Origin of the sequence: Pseudoclavibacter sp. JAI123 (genome assembly GCF_013409665.1) — a bacterium.
Classification (GTDB): domain Bacteria; phylum Actinomycetota; class Actinomycetes; order Actinomycetales; family Microbacteriaceae; genus Pseudoclavibacter.
Genome location: NZ_JACCCM010000003.1, coordinates 439,707 through 459,659 on the forward strand (window position 1 = coordinate 439,707; position 19,953 = coordinate 459,659).

Here is a 19,953-nt window from a genome sequence, read left to right on the forward strand (position 1 = left end):
GTAGACGCCGGAGCCGATGAAGACCAGCGCGATCACGACGAGGCCGATCCAGAAGAACTTGCGCGTGCGCGTGACGGGTTTGCTCATGGGGGAAGCCTACGTGCGGGGGGAGTGCCCACCGTGCGTGCGGCGGGCACTCCCTGCGGCGGGCCTACGCGGCCGACCAGCCGCCGTCCGAGGGGAGGATGACGCCGTTCACGTTGACGCCGTCGTCGCTCAGCAGGAAGGTGATGGATGCGGCGAGGGCGGTTCCCGTCGTCGGCGTCGGCATGATCGCCATGCCCTGCTGCACGCGCTTCGCGCCGAGCTCGGAGTCGAAGCGCGCTTCGATGTTGGTGGCGACGCCGCCGGGTGCGACGGCGTTGATGCGGAGTCCGCTCGGGCCGTACATGAAGGCGCTCGACTTGGTGAGGCCGGCCACGGCGTGCTTCGACGCCGTGTAGGCGGCGCCAGCAGCCGACCCGCGGAGGGCGGCCTCGGAGGCCACGTTGACGATCGCGCCCTTGCCGACGGCGAGCATCGCCGGGATCACGGCGCGCATGAGCTTCATCGTGCCGGTCACGTTCACGGCGAAGACGCGGTTCCAGATCTCGTCGCTGACCTCGCCGACGGGCGTCATGTTGTCCATGATGCCGGCGATGTTCGCGAGGCCGTCAACCTGCGCACCGGCGGCCTCGACGATCTGGGCGACGCCCGCGTCGTCGGTGATGTCGGCCGTGAGCGTGACGATGTCGGCGCCCTCGTGCTCGGTGACGAGGGTGGCGAGGCGTTCGGCGGAGACGTCGACGGCGATGACCCTCCCGCCTTCGCGGGCGATGCGCGACGCGGTGGCCTTGCCGATGCCGGACCCTGCGCCCGTGACGATGATGGTCTTGTCGGCGAATCGTCCGCCGGTCACCGCCTCGACCCAGGCGGCGGCGCGGGGCGCGCGCGGCGCGTCGAGGTCGGCGACCGGGCCGAAGTCGCCGGGGGAGGCGGGGGTGACCTCGCCGCTGTTGACGCGCGCGATCATCGCATCCACCATCTCCTGCGGGAACTTGCCCTGGCTGAGCTCGACGAGTTGCGAGAGGGGCACGCCCGCGACGGGCGCGAGGGAGGAGGCATCCTGCCCGCCCTGAGCGAGGATCTCGCGGATCACCACGCCGCCGGTCGGATCGGTGAGCCATTCGCCGATGGTGTTGTCGGCGGTCAGGGGGTTCGCGCTCGAGGTCATCTGGGTGCCAGCTTTCTGCTCGGTCCGCCGCTCGCCGCTCGCCGGAGCCTCGAGTCAGGCGGTGACAGCGCCGGCTCGAACGAACCGGACAACACTGTCCGGATTATGCTATCCCGGTGTCGACTCCAGCGAAAGCCAATCGAGGACCAAGCGCGGGGCCCGAGAATCGCCGCGCGCTAATCGAGGCCGCGCGAGTCGTCTTCGCCGAGGGGGGAGTGGATGCGCCGCTCAGCGCCGTCGCCAGGCTGGCCGGCGTCGGCCAGGGCAGCCTCTACCGGCACTTCCCCACGCGGGGCGCACTGGCGCTCGCGGTGTTCGGCGATGCCATCGTCGAGCTGGAGGAGCTCATGCAGTCGCCGAGCGCTGGCCTCGCGGACCTCCTCGACCTCATCGTCCAGCAGATGCTCGTGTCGGTCGGGCTCATCCAGCTCACCCTGACGGACGTCGGTGACGCGCACGGCTCGACAGTGCGCGACCGCATGCTCGCGGTGCTCGACATCGCCCTCCCACGGGAGCGCTCGGCCGGCCGGGTCGGGAGCGACATCAGTGCGGAGGACGTGCTCCTGCTGCTCTCGATGCTCGCCGGGGTGCTACCTCGTACGCCGCGCGGGGAGCGTGAGGCTCTGGCTCGCCGATCCCTCGAGCTGTTCTGGCGGTCGCTCGCGCCCTGAGTGAGGTCAGGCGCCGACCGCGCCGGCGCCGTCCGTCGCGTCTGCTCCGTCTGACAGCTGGCGGAGCACGCGGCGGATGCCCTCGAACCCGAGCACGAGGCCCCGCAGCTCCTCGTCGCTCAGGTGAGCGGCGAACTCGTCGGTGTCGGTCCGGAGCCCGAGGAAGCGCTCGTGCAGCCGAATGGCCTTGCGAGTGGGGGTGAGGTGGCGGATGCGCCGGTCGGGCTTGCCTTCGGTGCGGGTCAGGAGGCCGAGCTCGACGAGCTTGTCGATGCTCGCGGAGGCGGTGGGGACGGCGACCCCGAGGTGCTCGGCGGCCTGTGAGATCGTCGTGACGGTGCCGGTCGTGACGAGGAAGACGGTCTTCAGCTGCTGTGCGGTGATGTCGAGCTCGAGGAATGGCGCCATGTGTCTGGCGGAAAGGCCACGGGTGAGTTCGGCTCGGACGTCGTTCAGCTGTGTGAGCAGCTCGTCGCGTGAAGCGTCTGCTTCCATGGGAACCTCCTGAGATTGCCAAGCTTCACTCTAATAGTGAGGATGCACCTAAGTATAGTTCGGGATGCAGGCGCCCGAGCGAGCGCGCCGCGGAGAACGGAGTCGATCATGACCAACGAGACCTGGTGCATCGCCGGCGGCGAGAACGGGGCCGACCGGCGCCTCGCCGACGCCCTCCTGCGCGGCGGCAGCACCGTTGCCATCGTGGGGCGCGACGTCGCGCCCTTCGCGCTGCTCGTCGACGACTATGCCGACGCGATCATGCCCGTCGAACTCACCGCGACCACGCCGCAGGCGCTCGCGGAGCTGCGCGAGAGCATCGAGCTGAACCTCGGGGAGGTCACGCACTTCGGCGTGCTGCTCGGTGAGCTCGGCGAGGGGACCGCCGAGCAGGTCGCGGAGCGTCTCCTCGGCAAGCTCCAGGGGGCTGGCTCCCACGGCGCAGCGCGCGTCGCCGAACGAGCGCACCGCTGGCCGGCCGACGCGCAGCTCATCCTCGTCCGCGAGGCCGCGGCCGAGTCAGTCGCCGCCGACCACCTCGCCGAGAACGCCGACATCGAGGAGCGCATCCGCGTCGCCGCTGAACAGTCGGGACTCCCGGTTCCGGCTGTCTGCGTCCGCACCCTGGAGGAACTCATCCGAGGCGCAGCCGTCGTCGCGCCGCGATGACCCGAGATGGGGTCGACGCCGTCTGACGGTTAAGCTGACCCGGTGTCCCCCCGAGCCGAGAACCTCCTTCGAACCCTGCTGTCCCGCGCCAAGCGTGTCGTCGGAGCGCCCGCGGACGAGCCCTCGCTGACGTGGGCCATCAAGGTGCCGGCTCCAGATTCCCCTGAGGGTGACGTCTGGGGGGACGTGTTCTACGCGGACGACCTCGCGGCCGCCCTGCGCCGCCTCGGGCAGACCGTGTACGTCGACCGCTGGGAGACGCGCAACCGGCCCGACCCGAGCGTGCAGGACGATGTTGCCGTGCACCTGCGTGGGTTCCACCGCCCCGAGCTCGTCGACGGAGCCGTCAACATCCTCTGGATCATCAGCCACCCGGACTGGGTGAGCGAGGAAGAGCTCGACCTGCCCTTCGACCTGCGTCTCGCCGCGAGCGTGCCATGGGCTGCCGTCATGTCGCGCCCGGACCGCGAGATCCGCCCCCTGCTGCAGGCCACGAACGCCGACCGGTTCACGCCTGAGCCTCAGCCGGACGACCTCGAGTCCGGAGTGCTGTTCGTCGGGCGCTCGCGCAACGTCTTCCGGCCCATCGTGCGCGACTCCATCGCCGCTGGCGCCGACCTCGAGGTGTACGGCGACCTCTGGGACCAGTTCATCGACGCACGCCACATCACGTCCGAGTACCTCGACAACGCCGCCGCTCCCGGCGCCTACCGGGGTGCACGCATCGTGCTCAACGACCACTGGGACGACATGGCGCAGCACGGTTTCGTCTCCAACCGACTGTTCGACGCCGTCGCCGCCGGTGCCGCCGTCGTCTCCGACCAGATCACCGGTGGGTTCCCCGTCGAGTTCGGTGGCTCCGTGCGCACCTACTCCTCCGTCGATGAGCTGCGTGGTCTTCTCGCGGAAGGGGCGGCCGGATGGCCGACTCCGGAGGAGCGACTGGCGACTGCGCGCAAGGTCGCCGAGTTCCACTCGTTCGACGCACGCGCCCTGACGCTGCTCGTCTCAGCGAGGGAGATCCGCGCCGCGCGGGGCTGACGCGCGCCGTCCCCTGGTCGAGACGAGCGGCGCCAGCTACACGTCGCTGGAGGCGGTCACCTTCGTCACCGCCTCGAGGATCGGGGTGCCGACCTTCCCGTCCCCGAGGCCGACCGCCTCGACCGACGCGAACGCGGCCGCGTTCAGCACGATGACCGGCGTGATGAGTGAGAAGCCGGCTGCCTCCACGACGTCGCGGTCGAACTCGACGAGCACGGTTTCCGGCGTCACCGTGTCACCAGCCTTGACCTTGACGTCGAACCCCTTCCCGTCGAGTTCGACCGTGTCGATGCCGACGTGGATGAGCACCTCCAGCCCGTTGTCGAGCTGCAGGCCGAACGCGTGCCCGGTTGCCTGCGCGACGGCGACCGTTCCGGTTCCGGGCGCGTAGACGACGTTCCCGCTCGGCTTGATGGCGGCGCCGGGGCCCATGATGCCCTGGCTGAAGACGGCGTCCGGGACCTCGGCGAGCGCCACGATCTCGCCGTCGAGCGGGGAGAGGACTTCGATGGTGTGCGGCTGCGTCTCTGTCTCGCGGGCGCCGGCCGCCGCGATGACATCGTCCGTGCTCTCGCCCTTCTTCGCGGTCTCGAGATCGGCCACAGGCACGCGGGCCGCCTCGAAGGCCGCCTGCTGCTCGGGGCTGCGGTACCCGGAGAAGATGACAAGGAACATCGCCACGAAGAACGCCGCGCCGACCGCGGTGGCGTACAGCGGGATGTTGTCGAAGGCCGGGATCGTGAGGAGCGAGGTGAAGACGAAGGCGCTCGTCTTGACGCCGCCGCCGATGCCGATGATGACGCCGCCCACGAGGCAGCCGACGAGCATCCGCCCGTAGATGCGCTTGAATCGCAGATGGATGCCGTACAGCGACGGCTCCGAGATGCCGCCGAGGAGGCCAGCTGCGAGGGCGCCCGTGGAGGTCTGCCGCATCTGCGCATCCTTCTCGCGGATCGACAGGTACAGCACACCCGCCGTGGCGCCGAAGCAGGCGAAGTTCCAAGCACCCATCGGGCCTTGGATGTAGTCGTAGCCGAGTGTCTGGATGTTGAGGAGCATGATCGCGTTGATGGGCCAGTGCAGGCCGAGCGGCACCATGAACGGGTAGGCGAGCGGGATGACGATGGCGAAGATGAGCGGAGAGAAGTCGTTGATCGCCCGCAGCAGGTTCGCGAGGCCGGCACCCGTGTACACGCCGATGGGCCCGATGAGGAATGCAGTGAGCGGGATCATGATCAGCATGCTCAGGAACGGCACGAAGATGAGGTGGAGGTCTTCGGGGATGAGCTTCTTCAATCCCTTGTACAGGGGTCCGAGCAGCGCGGCCATGAGCAGGGGCGGGAACACCTGCGAGCTGTAGTCGAAGACGGTCAGCGGCAGTCCGAAGATCGGCACGACCGACACCTCGGAGCCGAAGACCTCGATCGGGTCGATGCCGTCCGCGAGTCCCGTGAATCCGGGCAGCATGACGACGCCCATGATGGCGAAGCCGATCCACGGGTCGGCCCCGACTCGCTTCGACGCGTTGTAGGCGATGTAGAGGGGGAGGAAGACGAACACCGCCTGCCAGCACAGGTTGAGGAAGCGCCACGACGGTGGCAGGTCGGTGCGCGGGTCGGCCCAGTTGGGGATGACGCCGAGGGTGCTCATGAGCGCCATGAACGTGATGAACAGGGATGCGCCGAGCAGCGCGCCGAGGATGGGCCGGAACGAGTCGGACAAGAACTCGAAGACACTGTCGAGCCAGGCGAACTTGCCGCGAGGCCCCTTTGCCCTCGCGGCCGCCTTGATGGACGCCGCGTTCTCCGGATCAGCGGGCGCCCCGCCTCCCGACATGGAGGGGAGCGCCTGGATGTCGTTGTAGACGTTCTGCACGCCGCCACCGATGACAACCTGGTAGCGGTCACCCGACTGGGGTACGACTCCCATGACGCCGGGGATGGCCTCGACGGCCGCCTGGTCGATGCCGGAGGCGTCGCGCAACTGGAAGCGCAGTCGGGTGGCGCAGTGCGTGAGATTGTCGATGTTCCCGGCTCCACCGAGCTGATCGACGATCTCCTGGGCTGGCCCAGAAGCTCCTGATGAGTGTGCGGACATGGCAGGACCCCTCCCTGAGAGACGTCACCGTTGGCGCCTCGAGCGCGACGTTACGCCCGGCCTCCGACATCCGCTAGACGTGAGGAGCGTCTGTGCTCATTTTGTGTCCGAATACGCGAGATCGCTTGTTCGGGGGGATGCCGCGAGCCCGTGGGTCGCGGAGGGTCAGGCCCGGTTCCAGAGCTCCGGCCACTCGACGCCGAACCCGCGCACGAGCCGTCGGAGCGCGGGCAGCGAGAGTCCGACAACCGTGGACGGGTCGCCCTCGATGCGGTCGATGAACGGCGCCCCGAGCGAGTCGATCGTGAAGGCGCCGGCCACGTGCAACGGCTCGCCCGAGGCGACGTAGGCGTCGATCTCGGCGTCGTCGAGGTCGCCAGCGAACGTCACGCTCGCGCTCGCGGTGCTCCCGACCCCGTCCCCGGAAGCGCTCGAGCCGCCACGGCGGTCGACGAGCCAGTGCCCTGACCACAGCGTGCCCGTCTGGCCACGCTGCGCGAGCCAGCGCTCGCGGGCCACCTGCGGCTCGTAGGGCTTGCCGAGCATCCGGCCACCGATCTCGAACATCGAGTCGCCGCCGAGCACCAGCCCGTCGAGCGGTGCTCCCGTCGACGGGTCTGGCGCATCCGCGACCGCGAGCGCCTTGGCTCGGGCGAGCAGCTGCACGTAGTCGCTCGGATCGAGAGGACCCTCAGCGAGGCGGGCCTCGATCACGGCGTCTTCGTCCACACTCGACGGGATGACGACTGGCTCGATGCCCGCCTGGCGGAGCAGCATGAGACGGGCGGGCGACGTCGAGGCGAGGTACAAGCGCATGAGGCGAGGGTACCGGGGTGTCGAGCGAGGTCGCCGGACCCGCGAGCTAATTCCCACCTAGTGGTGCGCATGTTTGTTGTGTAGAAATAAGTCGCGCGGATGTCCTGCATCGCTTCACTATGTCGCGAGTTCATCCGGTCTCGAAGGAGTGCTCGATGAACACAGTTGCAGTTGTTGCCCATGGCCCCGGAGACCTCCGGATAGAGGAGCGATCGACCCCCAGCGTGCCCCGTGAGGGGGTTGTCGTGCGTATCGCGTTCGGAGGGATCTGCGGATCAGATCTCCACTATGCGCGATCCGGCGCGAACGGCGATTACCGACTGCAGGAGCCCCTTGTTCTTGGACATGAACTCGTCGGGTACGTGCACGCCGTCGGAGGCGGTGCCAGGAACGCGCTTCCCATTGGCACTCCCGTCGCAATCCATCCAGCAAGTCCGTGTCGCGTCCCCGGCGAATCGCAGGGTGCCGACATCCACCTCACTCCCGGCCTGACCTATCTCGGCAGCGCTGCTACGAGCCCTCATACGCAAGGGGGGTTCTGTGGCGCGATGGTCGTCAGGCCGGAGCAGCTGCATGTGATCCCAGCGGAACTCGATCTGCGCCGCGCGGTACTCGCCGAGCCGCTCGCCATCGCCCTCCACGGCATCGACCGTGCGCGCGATCGCATCACCGGCGCGCGAGTGCTTGTCTCCGGGGCTGGGCCCATCGGGGCTCTCGTCGTGGCTGCGCTGCAGGAGCGGGGCGCGCGGCACGTCACTGCTGCCGACATCCATGATCTGCCGTTAGTCATCGCCCGGAAGATCGGTGCGGACGCGACGTTGCTGCTCACGGACGCCGAAGTTCCCTCCGGGGCGTTCGACATCGTCGTGGAATGCTCCGGCGTCGCCGCATCATTCACCGCGGCTCTCGATGCGGTCCGTCCGGGCGGAGTCGTCATCCAGCTGGGGATTCTTCCGGCGACGGAGGTGGCGACGGAGATCTGGAGGGTGCAGAGCAACGAGATCACGATCCTCGGCTCGCAACGCTTCGACGGGGAGATGCCGGAGGCGCTCGAGTTGCTTGCGAGGAGAACGGACCTCGCAGCGATCGTCACGGACATCATTCCGGCGATACAGGCGCGAGATGCCTTCCGGCTCGCTGCCGACTCGTCCCGAAGCGGAAAGGTCGTGCTGGAGTGGGGTGCGTTTCTTCGGGAGTGAAGCTGCTCGTCGTGCACCTCGCCGCGCCGGTCAAGGCAACAAGGGCTCCCAGCTACTGCGGCTTCGACGCCTTCAGGAGGTAGGTGGCTATCTCCTCGGCACGAGGCGCGAGATCCTGCGCCAGGCCGGACACGGAGATGCAGCCCAGCAGTCCCTTTCCCTCCGAGTGCACCGGAATTCCGACTGCTGAGATGCCGGGCGTCACGTCCTCGTCCGAGAGGATCCACCCGTGCTCGCGCACGAGCGAGGCGTCGGTGATCAACTCCTCGCGGGTCGCGATCGACTTCTCAGTCGGACCGGGAAAAGAGCAGTGCGCAAGGTGCTGGTCTCGGGTGTCCTCCGGGCTCAGCGCGAAGAGCAGTCTCCCGGCAGCTCCGACGTTGAATGGCAGTCGACGGCCTGGTCGAAGTGAGAGGACGATCAGGTTGCTCGCCGGTGACCAGGCAATGCACGCAGCATCGCTGGCTGTCGGGATCGACAGGAAGCTGGTGTAGCCCGTGTCCGCGGTGATCACATCGAGTCGATCGATGTGTGCTTGCCATTCCGAGAAGCTCTTCTGGGCGACGTGTCCGAGGTGCAGCCACCTCTCGGACAATCTGACCTGACCCGACGGTGCCAAGCGCACCAATCCAGCCGCTGCAAGGCCTTCGAGGAGGCGATAGACGCTGGAGCGTGGAACACCGATCTCCGAGGCGATGACCGTGCTGCTTGCCGACCCGATCTCGCTGAGGAGCGTGATGATCTGATCCGCGTTGTCGAGCAGCTTAATGGGCTTGGCCATCTGTTCCCTTCCATCCCAGGAGTTCGCTCCCGTAGCGGGAGGTCTCGATGATCAGATCGGCCAGGCGCGCGTTGCCGATCACGCTGTCGCGAAGACCTCCTGCGCTTACCGATCCGGCGACACGCCCCTCATGGTCGAAGATCGGGGCCCCAAACGAGGCGACACCGCGGGTTGCGTCACCATCCGAGACGATGTAACCCCGCTCGTGGTAGCCGGCGAGCCGCTGTTTGAGGGTGGTGCGCTGGTCACCGCGGACGCCGAGCTGGTCCATGATCTCGTCCGCATCCTGCGGTGGCATCGCCGCCAGCATCGCGGCTGGACCGCTGCCGCTGGACATGGGCATCGAGCCGCCCACGGTGAGTGCGAGCAGTCGAACGCCGTGGCCGGCGTGGCGTTCGATGCAGACTCCGTGTGTCCCGGATGGGAGGCACAGGTAGGAGGTCAGGAGGGTCGTGTCTCGGATGTGCAAAAGGAGGGGCGAGAGGAGCTCGCGCACATCGAGTGTGTCCACGAATGCCGAACCGGCGGCCATGGCCTGCAGGCCGACTCGGTAGAGTCCCCGCGCGCTCCCATGCGAGATCCAATCCAGGGAGAGCAGCGTCCGGATCAAGCGGTACGTGGTGCTGATCGGTTCGTTGATCTGTTCCGAGACTTCATTGGCCGAGCGCTCTCCGTGTTCAAGTGCGGTCAGGATCGCATTCGCTTTGTCCAGCACCTCAAGGTGCTGCAAATCCGCGTCGGGAGCCATACCAAATCTTTGCATGGACCGGGCGTGCCTCGATCCGAGTCGGGTGCGAGCAGGTGCCCGACCCGCGATTCTGGGCTGGAGACCACTCTCGTGATTTACTGTCAGTTGGGCATAGTGTCTGCTATGTGCGAATACTCAACGAAGAGGAGCGAACATGACCGAAGCACCCATCATCGTCATCTCTGGAGGTGCTAGCGGCATCGGCCTCGCGACGGCGGGTCTGCTTGCAGAGCAAGGATCCCGGCTTGTGCTCCTCGATCTGCATGAGGAGAATCTGCAGAATGCAGTGAACGGCCTGCCTGGGGAAGGCCATCACGGAGTACGCGTGGACGTGACCTCCGAGGCTTCCGTCAATGAGGCATTTGCGACCGTCGGAGAGAGATTCGGACGAGTCGACGGGGTCGTGGCTGCTGCGGGGATCGTGGATCCTGGACCATCGGCCGAAGTCTCTGATGCGAGTCTGCTGCGCCTCATCGACATTCATCTCATGGGGAGTATCAGGATGAGCAGGGCGGCGTATCCGCTCCTCAAGCGTTCCGAGCGGGCGGCCATCGTCTACCTGTCCTCGATGGGCGCCCGCTTGGGGGTTGCGCAGCGGCTGGGCTACAACGCGGCGAAGGCTGGCATCGAGGGGGTTGCCCGAACGCTGGCCGTCGAGTGGGTCCGTGATGGCATACGGGCCAATGCCGTCGCGCCTGCCTGGGTGCGGACGCCCGCGATCGCGAGTCTCATCGATTCCGGATTTCTGGATCCGGCCCCCGTGGAAGCGCGGACTCCGATGGGGCGCTTCGCCGAGCCACGTGAGATCGCGGAGGTCATAGCCTTCCTGCTGTCACCTGCTTCCTCGTACATCACAGGGCAGTCGATCGCAGCTGATGGTGGGATGACGATCCACTTCCCGCAGGCGCAGGACTAGCAAGCTCCTCGCAGATCTCGACGGAGCGGTTGCGGACACGTCGCGCGATCGTCCCGAGGATGATCTCCGTGAAGTGCGGTGCAGTGCGGTGGGCCGCCAGGTCCTCCGCACTGCGCCATCCCTCGATCAGGAAGATGTGATCCGGAGCTTCACGAGGCAGCAGCAGGTGGAAGTAGAGGCAGCCTTCTTCCTGGATCGTCGCCGCTCGCGCGGGCTCGAGAAGTGCCAGTACTGTCTCTCTGTCGCCCGGTTCGCACTCGTACCTGGCCAGGGTGCTGACGGTCATGCTGCGCGCCGCGTCGTCGACCGGTCGGCCCATTGCTCGATGCGATCCAGGTCGAGGGTGAAAGCCAGTCCCGGTTCTGCAGGGCGGTGCAGGAGCCCGTCCTGGATGTGCGGGTAGACCGATCCTGTCGTCAGTCGGTACGAGGGCTCGAACGGGCGGTCATCGGGAAACACCTCGATGTGGTGCATGGCTTCGCTGGCGAAGCTCAAGTGCTGGTGAACGTAGGAATGCGCGTGGCCCGACGTGGGGATGCCTGCTTGGCGCGCCGCTCCCAGCACGTCGAGCGTGTCCTGCATGCCGCCGAGAGTGGTTGCGTCGACGCGCAGCACGTCGACGGCGCGGCTCGTCACGAGGTCGATGAGGATCTGCGGGTCGGTGATGTCGTCTCCCGATCCAATCGGCACTGCGGAGTTCTCGGTGAGTGGTCGCAGGAGTTCGAAGCGGTGGTGAGGGAAGGGGTCTTCCAGCCAGGCCAGGTCGAATTCTTCGAGGTCGCGGAGCATCCGCTGGGCATGTCGCAGGGTCGGCCATGATCCGTTCACGTCGACGACGAGTGCGAGCTCGGTCGCATCTCGTGCTTCGCGGACGAGGTGCAGTCGGTCGAGCAGCTGCCGCGGGTTCTCATACCCGGCGGCTTCCACCTTGATCGAACGGTAGCCCTCGTCGACGCGCGCGAGGAGTCGCGCCGCGAAATCAGCGTCTGACTCGCCAGGAAGCTCGTATCCCTCGACGAGGGATACCGGCGCGGTCTCTCTTCCTCCGCCGAGGAGACGCCAGAGCGGTGCTCCGAAGTGCTTCCCGCGAATGTCCCAGAGTGCCAGATCCACGAGAGACCTCGCCTGAGCCAGCATCCCCGTCTGGTCGACGAATGCGTGCCTGCTCCGAGCGCGGTGCTGGAATCCGTCGGCATCGAGTGCATCGTGATCGAGGACGGACGGGGCGAGCATGTCCTGGATCACGGCGTCGAGCGGCGCACCGCGATTGAGTCCCAGGGCGGCACCGGTGAGTCCATCATCCGTGCTGACGCGCACGACGGTGCAGTCACGGTGCGTGATCGTGGTGCTCTTGAAATGAAGCGGATGCTCCAGTGGGACTCTGCACTGCCATGTGGTGATCTCGACGGCTCTCGGCATTTCGCACTTCCTCGTATCGACGTTCGGACGGCGCTCCTTTGCGCCAGCCTCAAATTACCACCCATTGCAGACGTGGTCCATTCTGTGAGACTATTGCGCCGTTCGATGGAACCAACCATCGACCTGGACGGACAAGAGGGGAATCATGAGACTTGATTCGCACCAGCGAGAGCTGGGCAACGTCGAAGGCCGCACCGCACTGGTGACGGGCGCATCGAGCGGCATGGGGGCTGCGATCGCGCAGATGCTCCTCAGCGGCGGAGCGAGAGTGCATGCAGTCGCGCGCCGAGCGGAAGAGCTCGCAGAAGTGGGTGGCGAGCACCTGGCTTCGGGCGCATACGTGCCGCACACACTCGACGTCTCAGACGGAGCAGCGGTCACATCCCTGTTGGACCAGCTCGCGCAGGAGGACCCCATCGACACGCTCATCGTGGCGGCGGGACGGAACATCAACCCCCGCATGTTCGGCGACGTGGAGTTCGACGCCTGGGATGACCTCATCGACGTGAACCTCAACGGAGCCTTCTACTTCCTGCGCGGCGCCTTGTCGCAGCTCCGGGACGCTCGCGGCGACGCGGTCCTCATCTCGAGTGTCGCCGCCCTCTGGCCCGATCACTCGGGAGCCGCGTACCAGGCGTCCAAAGCGGGCATGATCGGTCTGGCAAGAGGTGCGAGTCGTGATGAGCACGCATCCGGGGTCCGGATAACGACTATCCTCCCCGGCGTCGTGAACACGCCGATCCTGGACCGACGGCCGACGCCGCCGCCGCAGGAGATGCGCCGGTGGTTCATCCAGCCAGAAGACGTCGCTCAGGCGACCCTGGCGGCCATCACGATGCCAGGACGCACGACCGTCTCAGAGATCACGCTCACTGCGACACGCCTGCAGTCCATCGGGAACACCCAGCAGGCCACTCCCGTGCTGCCAGCTGACCTCGACTAGCAACGCTTCACCCGGTCCGCGTCACTCGGCGCGGACCCATCCCCCTATGACCTCAAAGGAGAGGCATATGACCGATACGCAGACGCATAAAAACGTCACCCCCCAGAGTCGGGGCTCGATGATGAGAACGACTGTCGCAGGGGCACTCGGGACCACGCTCGAGTACTACGACTACGTCATCTACGGGCTCGCGACGGCGCTCATCTTCAATCAGCTCTTCTACTCCAACCTGCCCCCGCAGATCGGCTTCGTCGCAGGGTTCGCTACCTATGCGGTCGGTTTTATCGTGCGCCCCATCGGCGGACTCCTCCTCGGTGCAGTCGGGGATCGAATCGGCCGGAAGTTCATCATGGTGCTCACCATCGTGCTCATGGGTGCATCCACCTTCGCGATCGGGCTCCTCCCGACGTACGACCAAGTCGGAGTGGTCGCGCCGCTCCTGCTGCTGCTGTGCCGCATGGTCCAGGGGTTCGCCACGGGAGCCGAACTCGCCAGTGCGTCTGCGCTCATGGTCGAGTCCGCGCCTCGCAAGCACAGAGGATTCGTCGGGTCCTTCGTCTCCTTCGGCACCAATACGGGCTCACTCCTTGCGACCGGAGTCTGGCTGCTCATCTCGACGATGCCGGAGGACCAGTTGATGAGCTGGGGTTGGCGCCTCCCGTTCCTCGGGTCGATCCTGGTCACGGTCCTCGGTCTCTGGGTCCGCAAGCGGGTCAAGGAGAGCCACGTCTTCGAGTCGGTGGCCGACCGACAGCGGAAGAGCTCGATGAAGGAGCTCTACGCCAACTTCTTCCGAAGCGGGTGGCGGTCCTTCCTGGTGTGCTTCGGCCTCCGTATCGGAGAGGGCGGCACGAGCGCCCTCTACCAGGTGTTCCTCGTCGGGTACGTCGCCACGCTCCCCGGACAGGGCCAGACCACCGGGGCCACGGCGCTCCTGGTCGCCTCACTCGTCGGGCTCGGAGCGATCCCCCTGATCGGGTCGCTCACCGACAAGTACGGTCGACGGCGGGTGTTCCTGGTGCTCGCCGGGGTCCAGGTGCTCTTCGCCTTCCCCGGCCTGATGCTCATCTCCACGGGTGAGACATGGGCGATCTTCGCCGCGTTCATCATCGCTTCCGGCATCTGCGTGCAAGGCATGTATGCAACCGAATCCGCCTACATGGTCGAGATGTTCGGACTGCGCCACCGATTGACCGGGGTGACTGCGTCGAAGGAACTCGGCGGGCTCGCCGGTGCCGGCATCGCGCCTCTGGTCGTCGCCCTGTTGCTTGCCGCCACTGGCCACTGGTGGGTGATCGCGGCCTACGTCGCGTTGCTCGCGCTCATCGGCTTCATCGCAGCACTGATCTCTCCCGAGGTGGCGGGTCGCGATCTGACACTCGACGAGGACGCGATCGCGCCCCGTCAGCGGAAGCGAGGCTGACCGAACGTGAAAGGAACACGTATGCATTCGACGACGACCGTCTCGGCTGACGACACCGACCGAGCACGTCTGGAAGACCGAGCCGATTTCATCCGCACGGAGACGATCCGGCTCATCGAGATAGCGAAGACAGGGCACTACAGCTCCGTGTTCTCGGCGGCGGAGATCTTCGCTGCGCTCTACTACTCGGTCATGGACATCCGCCCCGACGATCCTGGGTGGGCGGACCGCGACCGGTTCGTGATCGGCAAGGGCCATGCCGCTGTCGGCATGTTCGCGTACCTCGCCGACCTCGGGTACTTCCCCCGCGAAGAGCTCGATTCGTATGCGCGCCTGGGCAGCCCTTACGGCGATCACCCAGACATGACGAAGGTCAAGGGCATCGACTTCAGCTCGGGATCGATCGGCCATGCCCTGTCCAACGGCTTCGGGATGGCGCTTGCCGGGAGGATGTCCGACCGCGACTACACCGTCTTCGCGATGCTGGGTGACGGTGAGATGCAGGAGGGACAGGTGTGGGAGGCGGCGATGTCTTCGGCTCACCACCGTCTCGATCGACTCGTCGCGATCGTCGACCGCAACGGCTATCAACTGGATGGAGCGGTGGACGACGTCCTCGGAGTCGAGGCGCTCGCCGACAAGTGGCGCGCCTTCGGATGGAACGTCATCGAGGTGGACGGGCACGACGTGATCGAGGTGCGCGACACACTGAACCGCATCAAGCATGCCAAGCGGGACGGGGTGCCGACGTGCGTGATCGCGCATACGCAGAAGGGCAAGGGCGTCCGCTACATGGAGGAGGAACCCGGGTGGCATCTCGGGTACCTGGATCCGGAGGACGCGGAGTCCGCTATCGAAGAGATCAACAACGGAAGGAGAGCTCGATGACCGGGCCGAAGTCGAAGAAGTCGTGGCAGTACCGCGCGCTGAACGAGTTGAATCCTGACCTCGACTACCTCTCCCTTGGGCTCGACGACCTCGTGAAGGACGGGGTCCCGGTCGTGGCGGGAACGGCAGATCTCAAGTACTCCAACGGGCTGCAGCTCTTCGAGAGACAGCATCCGGATCGATTCGTGCAGTTCGGCATCTCCGAGCAGCACATGGTCTCGGCCGCGGCTGGCATGGCCACATGCGGTCTCATGCCGTTCGTTGCGACGTTCGCGTCATTCCTCGGATTGCTCTGCTGCGAGCAGATCAGGATGGATCTGGGGTACACCAAGCTCCCGGTGCGCCTCGTTGGCCACCACACGGGAATCTCCCTCGGGTTCTACGGAACGAGCCACCACGCGACCGAGGACATCTCGACCACACGAGCGATCGCCGGCTTGACGGTCATCTCGCCGTCGGATGGTCGCCAGCTGAGGGCCGCCCTCAGAGCGAGCGCCCACTGGCCGGAGCCGATCTACTTTCGGATCGGCCGGGGTCGAGACCCACAGGTGTACGGGGACGATGTCGAGTTCACCATCGGGAAGGGGATCGAGCATTCCCGTGGTACCGACGTGACGTTCATGGCCTGCGGTGCGCTTGTCCATCCAGCACTCGAAGCCGCACGACGGCTTACGGATGAGGGGTACTCAGTGGGGGTCGTGGACATGGCGACGATCAAGCCTCTGGACGCGGAGCTCGTTGCGGCGGTGGCCGAGCGGAGCGCCGTGATCATCACGGCTGAGGAACACAACATCCTCGGTGGTCTCGGATCAGCTGTCGCCGAGGTTCTGGCTGAGCGTTCGGCTGGGGCGCGTCTCGTTCGCCACGGTCTCAGGGACGAATACAGCCTGATCGGCCCGCCGACTCACCTCTACCGTCACTATGGCCTGGATGCGGATGGGCTCGTGAGCATCGCGCGGCAGCAACTCTGACGTCGATCGGGGCGCCTTGCGGTCGTGGCCGTGCCACAAGCACAGTCGCGACCGCGGGGCGACTGTCCCGAAGATCGAGGAGGGGAGGCGTGACTCTCGATGCTGCCAGTCAGGGCGCGGTCAGCCAACGCGCCAGCTCCTGCCAGAGTGCGCCAAGGCCGCTTGCATACGATCTCTCGCATGCTCATCAGGCTCCGCAGTTCGGCCCAGCGCCCAGATTCCGAGGGGAGGGGCGTCGGGTGACCCGTCTCGAATCGCGGTATCGTGCGCCGAGGCAGACCAGGTTCTCCCGCTCATCGGTGGTGTGGGATGCGCCAGGCGTCGAGGCCGTGTCTGGCCCCGCCACGCTCGCCTGGGTGGCCGAGGCGACCGGCCATGTCGAGTCGGCGAGCGTCGTCGAGAACGCCGTCGGAGCCCTCACTGCGAACTCCCGAATCTCAGCGCCCGTCGTCGGCGCACCCGCCTCGGCGCAGGATCCGGAGCTCGAATACCTGCTCGAGACGGACCCCGTGCTGCGCACCAGGCTCGTCTCCCTCCGCCGTCCCCGCTCAGGGGAGAGCCTCACCATCACGTCCAATGGCCGCGGCGACTGGCGCGTCGGCGATCGTCCAGCCCCGGAGTTGAGCGGGGCACTGGATGTGGACATCCGTGCGACGCCGCTCACCAACACGCTTCCGATGCGCAGGCTCGGCCTCGAGGTCGGTGAGCAGCGCGAGATCGAGGTCGCCTACATCGACACAGAGACGTTCGCCGTCTTCCTCGACCGCCAGCGGTACCGCCGCCTCAGTCGCACCCGCTACCTCTTCCAAGCAGTCGATGGCTCCTTCGAGCGTGAGATCACGACCGACGAGCAGGGCTTCGTCCTCACCTACCCCGGTCTCTTCGCCCGCCTCTGACCCTCACGCGGAGGGCGGGATGCACGCACCCGGCTAGGCTCGAGCGCATGACCCAGGACGGCACGACCCAGCACCTTTCGGCGGAGATCACCCCAGGCGACGAGGTCGAACTCGAAGTCGGCGACATCGCGCACGGTGGCATCTTCGTGGCTCGCCACGAGGGTCGCGTCGTGTTCGTCGCCGACGCCGTGCCAGGGGAGCGAGTGCTGGCGCGAATCACCGAGGTGCGGAAGTCGTTCGCTCGGGCCGTCGCCACCGACGTGCTGCGCGAGTCCGCCGACCGCCAGGCGCACGTCTGGCAGGAAGCGAGTATCGAGCGAGCTCCGGAGGACCGGGCTGGCGGTGCCGAGCTCGGACACATCCGCCTCGCCCGGCAGCGGGAGCTCAAAGCGCAGGTGCTCAGCGAATCCATGGCGCGCTTCGCCGGCCACGAATGGCAGGGCGTCGTCGAACCGCTGCTCGGCGACGACGAGAACGGTGGCACCCGGTGGCGCACCCGCGTGACCCTGCACGTCGACAAGGACGGCCGCGTCGGCCCATACGCCGCGCGTTCGCACCGCGTCGTCGAGACCGAGACGCTGCCGCTCGCTCACGGCGACATCGAGGAGCTGGCTCCCCTCGGCGAGCGCCTCGCTGGAACCGGGCGCATCGAACTCGTTGCGCCGGCTGAGCTCGACACGCGCATGCGGACCATCCTCGACGGCGCCCACGGGCGCAAGCCGGGCGTGGTCACCGAGGTCGTCAACGGGCGCGAGTACCGGGTCGACGAAGACGGGTTCTGGCAGGTGCACCGACTCGCCGCCGAGACCCTCTCCAACGCCGTCGCGGACGCGCTCGACCCGGCACTCGTCGACGCGGAGGCCGTGAACCTCGACCTCTACGGCGGCGTCGGCCTCCTCGCCGCGGCCTTCGCGCAGGAAGCCGGGCCAGGCGCGTTCATCGAGACCGTTGAGTCGAACGCGGCGGCCACCCGCCACGCCGCGGCGAACCTCGCCGAATGGCGCGGCGCGAGCGCCGTGACCGCACGCGTCGACCAGTACCTCGTGCACCTCGAACGTGACGCCACGCACCTCGACCGGGAAGGCATCAGCCGCGGCACGGTCATCCTCGACCCACCCCGCTCGGGTGCAGGCAAAGACGTCGTCGACCGTATCGCCGGCTTCGCGCCAGCCCAGCTGATCTACGTCGCCTGCGATCCAGTCGCCCTCGCACGCGACACGGGCCTCCTGCTCGCGCACGGCTACGCGCTCGAGTGGATGCGCGCCTACGACCTCTTCCCGAACACCCACCACTTCGAGACGATCGCGCGCTTCGCGCGAGCCTGACCCGAACGACGTCGCCGCACGCGAAGAACGCCGGGCACTCGCATCCGCGAGGCACCCGGCGTTCACCGCACGGTCTCCGTCGAACGACGAGACCAGAGCGTCCTAGCGAGCTGCCCCGGCGAGGCTGCCCGTCGTCTGCGCGGCCTCGTCGGTGACGATGCACTGGATGAGGCGGTCATCGGCGTCATCCCAGCTCTGCTGGGTGGGAGTGAGGTAGCTGAAGTCCAGCGCGCTCTCCTCGTAGGGAAGCCCCACGAAGGTCGCGAACTGCGCCGTGCAGTCGGCTTCCGCCTGCGCGCTGATGGCTTCGTCTCCCGGGTACTCGCCCGCGGGCATCTCGACCTCGAAGTACACCTCGAAGTCGTGCGGCTCCGAGCACGGCACGACAGGGATTTCGCTGACCATGGTGCTGCCGGCGTCGTTGAAGCAGTCGCCCATCGCGAGCTTGAAGACGTCGAGGTCACCCGACTCGGTGACCTCCTGCGTCTCGTCGTCGCGGACCTCGCTCTCACCACCGGAGACCTCGCTCTCGACCGAGTCCGCGATCTCCTGCGCCGCTGAGCAGCCGGTGAGGCCGAACCCGAGGAGCGCGAGTGCTCCGATCGCGAGTGCTGATGTGACGGTGCTCTTCGCCATGTTCTCCCCCTGGAGGCTCGGTGGTTTTCGCTCACTGTAGCGACAAAATGGGCGCTTCAGGACCGCTTCTCGAGAAGCAGCGCAACGGCGCGCTCCTTCCGATCGACCGGGCAGTCCGCGAAATACGCTGAGCTCGCGATGAGCGCCTGCGTGTAGCACTCGGCGTGCCCCTCGACCGCGGGGACGGTGCTGCCGTCCCAGCCGGAGAACTGCCCATATCCTTCCTCTTCCAGCACGCGGATCATCTCGTCCGGGTTCGGGAAGACGTACGCCTGCTGCGCGTGGCCCAGCTCATGGATCAGGACCGACGCGCCCACCTCCGTGATCGTCGGGAACAGCGTCGCATCATCCGCACGCAGATGGATGCTGGCCGTCGGAGGCTCGACCGGGCAGCCGTTGCCCTCGCACCAGGACTGCTTCGTGCAGGCCTGCGCGGCCTCAGGGCAGGCCGTCTGGCCATCCGCAGCCCAGGTCGCAGGAACACCGGATGCCGCGATGAACGCGTCGATGCCTGCGTCCCCCTCCGGCCACGGACCGAGCGGGGCCGTGACGAGCGGCGGGTAGCTCAGCGAGGAGCTCTGCGCATCCTCCGGCGCGACGACGACCGGTTCGAAGCGGGACTGCGTGCCGAAGACGTTGACCTCGAACCACTCGCGGACGCCCTCAGCGCTCCACGGCTCTGCCGCACTCGCGCCACCCTCGTCGTCCGAGGGCACACCGGCAGGAGTCGCGAACACCAGCACCATGGCAAGCAAGGCGACGACGGCGAACAGGAACCCGCCAGACGATCGCTCGGTTCGCATGCG

General features: G+C 67.1%; 21 protein-coding genes. 11 read left to right on the forward strand and 10 right to left on the reverse strand.

Going from position 1 to position 19,953, the window contains the following annotated elements; all coding sequences use genetic code 11:
• Positions 1–151: 151 nt before the first annotated feature.
• Positions 152–1,213: an SDR family NAD(P)-dependent oxidoreductase gene (locus HDC34_RS17165; protein ID WP_104312828.1), complete on the reverse strand. Its 1,062-nt coding sequence runs from the start codon at positions 1,211–1,213 to the stop codon at positions 152–154.
• 116 nt (positions 1,214–1,329) lie between these two features.
• Here HDC34_RS17165 and HDC34_RS17170 point away from each other — a divergent pair, with 116 nt between their 5' ends.
• The gene (locus HDC34_RS17170) at positions 1,330–1,884 is read left to right on the forward strand and encodes a TetR/AcrR family transcriptional regulator (RefSeq protein WP_271984463.1); all 555 of its coding nucleotides are present in this window, start codon (positions 1,330–1,332) and stop codon (positions 1,882–1,884) included.
• Positions 1,885–1,890: 6 nt separating this feature from the next.
• Here HDC34_RS17170 and HDC34_RS17175 read toward each other — a convergent pair whose 3' ends face one another.
• Complete coding sequence (locus HDC34_RS17175; protein ID WP_179557915.1) at positions 1,891–2,379, reverse strand: MarR family winged helix-turn-helix transcriptional regulator; 489 nt, start codon at positions 2,377–2,379, stop codon at positions 1,891–1,893.
• 108 nt (positions 2,380–2,487) lie between these two features.
• Here HDC34_RS17175 and HDC34_RS17180 point away from each other — a divergent pair, with 108 nt between their 5' ends.
• Positions 2,488–3,048, forward strand: a complete 561-nt coding sequence (locus HDC34_RS17180) for a hypothetical protein (protein WP_179557916.1) — start codon at positions 2,488–2,490, stop codon at positions 3,046–3,048.
• A 42-nt stretch (positions 3,049–3,090) separates the two neighbouring features.
• A complete protein-coding gene (locus HDC34_RS17185) occupies positions 3,091–4,089 on the forward strand; it encodes a hypothetical protein (protein ID WP_104312823.1) in 999 nt (332 codons plus the stop codon).
• 36 nt (positions 4,090–4,125) lie between these two features.
• On the opposite strand, the gene HDC34_RS17190 is transcribed toward HDC34_RS17185, so the two are convergent.
• The gene (locus tag HDC34_RS17190; RefSeq protein WP_179557917.1) at positions 4,126–6,186 is read right to left on the reverse strand and encodes a glucose PTS transporter subunit IIA; all 2,061 of its coding nucleotides are present in this window, start codon (positions 6,184–6,186) and stop codon (positions 4,126–4,128) included.
• Between the two features lie 165 nt (positions 6,187–6,351).
• The gene (locus HDC34_RS17195) at positions 6,352–7,002 is read right to left on the reverse strand and encodes a nucleoside triphosphate pyrophosphatase (protein ID WP_104312821.1); all 651 of its coding nucleotides are present in this window, start codon (positions 7,000–7,002) and stop codon (positions 6,352–6,354) included.
• Between the two features lie 155 nt (positions 7,003–7,157).
• Between HDC34_RS17195 and HDC34_RS17200 the strand changes: the two genes are divergently transcribed.
• Entirely contained in the window at positions 7,158–8,201 is a 1,044-nt protein-coding gene (locus tag HDC34_RS17200) for a zinc-binding dehydrogenase (RefSeq protein WP_179557918.1), read from the forward strand.
• Between the two features lie 52 nt (positions 8,202–8,253).
• Here HDC34_RS17200 and HDC34_RS17205 read toward each other — a convergent pair whose 3' ends face one another.
• Positions 8,254–8,982, reverse strand: a complete 729-nt coding sequence (locus HDC34_RS17205; RefSeq protein WP_179557919.1) for an IclR family transcriptional regulator — start codon at positions 8,980–8,982, stop codon at positions 8,254–8,256.
• Positions 8,966–9,730 (reverse strand): IclR family transcriptional regulator, encoded by a 765-nt coding sequence (locus tag HDC34_RS17210; RefSeq protein WP_179557920.1) that lies wholly within the window; start codon positions 9,728–9,730, stop codon positions 8,966–8,968. The genes HDC34_RS17205 and HDC34_RS17210 overlap by 17 nt, the downstream gene beginning before the upstream one ends.
• Positions 9,731–9,884: 154 nt before the next feature.
• Here HDC34_RS17210 and HDC34_RS17215 point away from each other — a divergent pair, with 154 nt between their 5' ends.
• Entirely contained in the window at positions 9,885–10,646 is a 762-nt protein-coding gene (locus HDC34_RS17215) for an SDR family NAD(P)-dependent oxidoreductase (protein WP_218855323.1), read from the forward strand.
• On the opposite strand, the gene HDC34_RS18305 is transcribed toward HDC34_RS17215, so the two are convergent.
• Together HDC34_RS18305 and HDC34_RS17225 are read right to left on the reverse strand one after the other, a co-directional pair.
• The gene (locus HDC34_RS18305) at positions 10,582–10,965 is read right to left on the reverse strand and encodes an antibiotic biosynthesis monooxygenase (RefSeq protein ID WP_374757250.1); all 384 of its coding nucleotides are present in this window, start codon (positions 10,963–10,965) and stop codon (positions 10,582–10,584) included. The two genes, HDC34_RS17215 and HDC34_RS18305, sit on opposite strands and share 65 nt — an antisense overlap.
• Positions 10,929–12,065, reverse strand: coding sequence for a mandelate racemase/muconate lactonizing enzyme family protein (locus HDC34_RS17225; protein ID WP_179557922.1), 1,137 nt, complete (start codon positions 12,063–12,065; stop codon positions 10,929–10,931). Before HDC34_RS17225 ends, HDC34_RS18305 begins: the two co-directional genes overlap by 37 nt.
• 145 nt (positions 12,066–12,210) lie before the next feature.
• Here HDC34_RS17225 and HDC34_RS17230 point away from each other — a divergent pair, with 145 nt between their 5' ends.
• The 6 genes from HDC34_RS17230 to HDC34_RS17255 all read left to right on the forward strand — a co-directional run bounded on the left by HDC34_RS17230 (position 12,211) and on the right by HDC34_RS17255 (position 18,511).
• A complete protein-coding gene (locus HDC34_RS17230) occupies positions 12,211–13,008 on the forward strand; it encodes an SDR family oxidoreductase (protein WP_179557923.1) in 798 nt (265 codons plus the stop codon).
• Between the two features lie 118 nt (positions 13,009–13,126).
• The gene (locus tag HDC34_RS17235; RefSeq protein ID WP_228502405.1) at positions 13,127–14,431 is read left to right on the forward strand and encodes an MFS transporter; all 1,305 of its coding nucleotides are present in this window, start codon (positions 13,127–13,129) and stop codon (positions 14,429–14,431) included.
• Between the two features lie 21 nt (positions 14,432–14,452).
• Positions 14,453–15,319, forward strand: a complete 867-nt coding sequence (locus HDC34_RS17240; RefSeq protein ID WP_179557925.1) for a transketolase — start codon at positions 14,453–14,455, stop codon at positions 15,317–15,319.
• Positions 15,316–16,290, forward strand: a complete 975-nt coding sequence (locus tag HDC34_RS17245; RefSeq protein ID WP_179557926.1) for a transketolase family protein — start codon at positions 15,316–15,318, stop codon at positions 16,288–16,290. The genes HDC34_RS17240 and HDC34_RS17245 overlap by 4 nt, the downstream gene beginning before the upstream one ends.
• Before the next feature lie 239 nt (positions 16,291–16,529).
• Positions 16,530–17,186, forward strand: coding sequence for a putative glycolipid-binding domain-containing protein (locus HDC34_RS17250; protein ID WP_179557927.1), 657 nt, complete (start codon positions 16,530–16,532; stop codon positions 17,184–17,186).
• 47 nt (positions 17,187–17,233) lie between these two features.
• Complete coding sequence (locus HDC34_RS17255) at positions 17,234–18,511, forward strand: class I SAM-dependent RNA methyltransferase (protein WP_179557928.1); 1,278 nt, start codon at positions 17,234–17,236, stop codon at positions 18,509–18,511.
• Positions 18,512–18,613: 102 nt separating this feature from the next.
• On the opposite strand, the gene HDC34_RS17260 is transcribed toward HDC34_RS17255, so the two are convergent.
• On the reverse strand, positions 18,614–19,147 hold the full coding sequence (locus HDC34_RS17260) for a septum formation family protein (protein ID WP_179557929.1): 534 nt from the start codon (positions 19,145–19,147) through the stop codon (positions 18,614–18,616).
• A gap of 56 nt (positions 19,148–19,203) precedes the next feature.
• Positions 19,204–19,950, reverse strand: coding sequence for a hypothetical protein (locus HDC34_RS17265; RefSeq protein ID WP_179557930.1), 747 nt, complete (start codon positions 19,948–19,950; stop codon positions 19,204–19,206).
• Positions 19,951–19,953: the final 3 nt, after the last annotated feature.

Coding starts and splice junctions, on each gene's coding strand:
- HDC34_RS17165 (WP_104312828.1), bottom strand. CDS start 1,213: ATGACCTCGAGCGCGAACCCCCTGACCGCCGACAACACCATCGGCGAA.
- HDC34_RS17175 (WP_179557915.1), bottom strand. CDS start 2,379: ATGGAAGCAGACGCTTCACGCGACGAGCTGCTCACACAGCTGAACGAC.
- HDC34_RS17180 (WP_179557916.1), top strand. CDS start 2,488: ATGACCAACGAGACCTGGTGCATCGCCGGCGGCGAGAACGGGGCCGAC.
- HDC34_RS17190 (WP_179557917.1), bottom strand. CDS start 6,186: ATGTCCGCACACTCATCAGGAGCTTCTGGGCCAGCCCAGGAGATCGTC.
- HDC34_RS17195 (WP_104312821.1), bottom strand. CDS start 7,002: ATGCGCTTGTACCTCGCCTCGACGTCGCCCGCCCGTCTCATGCTGCTC.
- HDC34_RS17200 (WP_179557918.1), top strand. CDS start 7,158: ATGAACACAGTTGCAGTTGTTGCCCATGGCCCCGGAGACCTCCGGATA.
- HDC34_RS17205 (WP_179557919.1), bottom strand. CDS start 8,982: ATGGCCAAGCCCATTAAGCTGCTCGACAACGCGGATCAGATCATCACG.
- HDC34_RS17210 (WP_179557920.1), bottom strand. CDS start 9,730: ATGGCTCCCGACGCGGATTTGCAGCACCTTGAGGTGCTGGACAAAGCG.
- HDC34_RS17215 (WP_218855323.1), top strand. CDS start 9,885: ATGACCGAAGCACCCATCATCGTCATCTCTGGAGGTGCTAGCGGCATC.
- HDC34_RS18305 (WP_374757250.1), bottom strand. CDS start 10,965: ATGGGCCGACCGGTCGACGACGCGGCGCGCAGCATGACCGTCAGCACC.
- HDC34_RS17225 (WP_179557922.1), bottom strand. CDS start 12,065: ATGCCGAGAGCCGTCGAGATCACCACATGGCAGTGCAGAGTCCCACTG.
- HDC34_RS17230 (WP_179557923.1), top strand. CDS start 12,211: ATGAGACTTGATTCGCACCAGCGAGAGCTGGGCAACGTCGAAGGCCGC.
- HDC34_RS17235 (WP_228502405.1), top strand. CDS start 13,127: ATGATGAGAACGACTGTCGCAGGGGCACTCGGGACCACGCTCGAGTAC.
- HDC34_RS17240 (WP_179557925.1), top strand. CDS start 14,453: ATGCATTCGACGACGACCGTCTCGGCTGACGACACCGACCGAGCACGT.
- HDC34_RS17245 (WP_179557926.1), top strand. CDS start 15,316: ATGACCGGGCCGAAGTCGAAGAAGTCGTGGCAGTACCGCGCGCTGAAC.
- HDC34_RS17255 (WP_179557928.1), top strand. CDS start 17,234: ATGACCCAGGACGGCACGACCCAGCACCTTTCGGCGGAGATCACCCCA.
- HDC34_RS17260 (WP_179557929.1), bottom strand. CDS start 19,147: ATGGCGAAGAGCACCGTCACATCAGCACTCGCGATCGGAGCACTCGCG.
- HDC34_RS17265 (WP_179557930.1), bottom strand. CDS start 19,950: ATGCGAACCGAGCGATCGTCTGGCGGGTTCCTGTTCGCCGTCGTCGCC.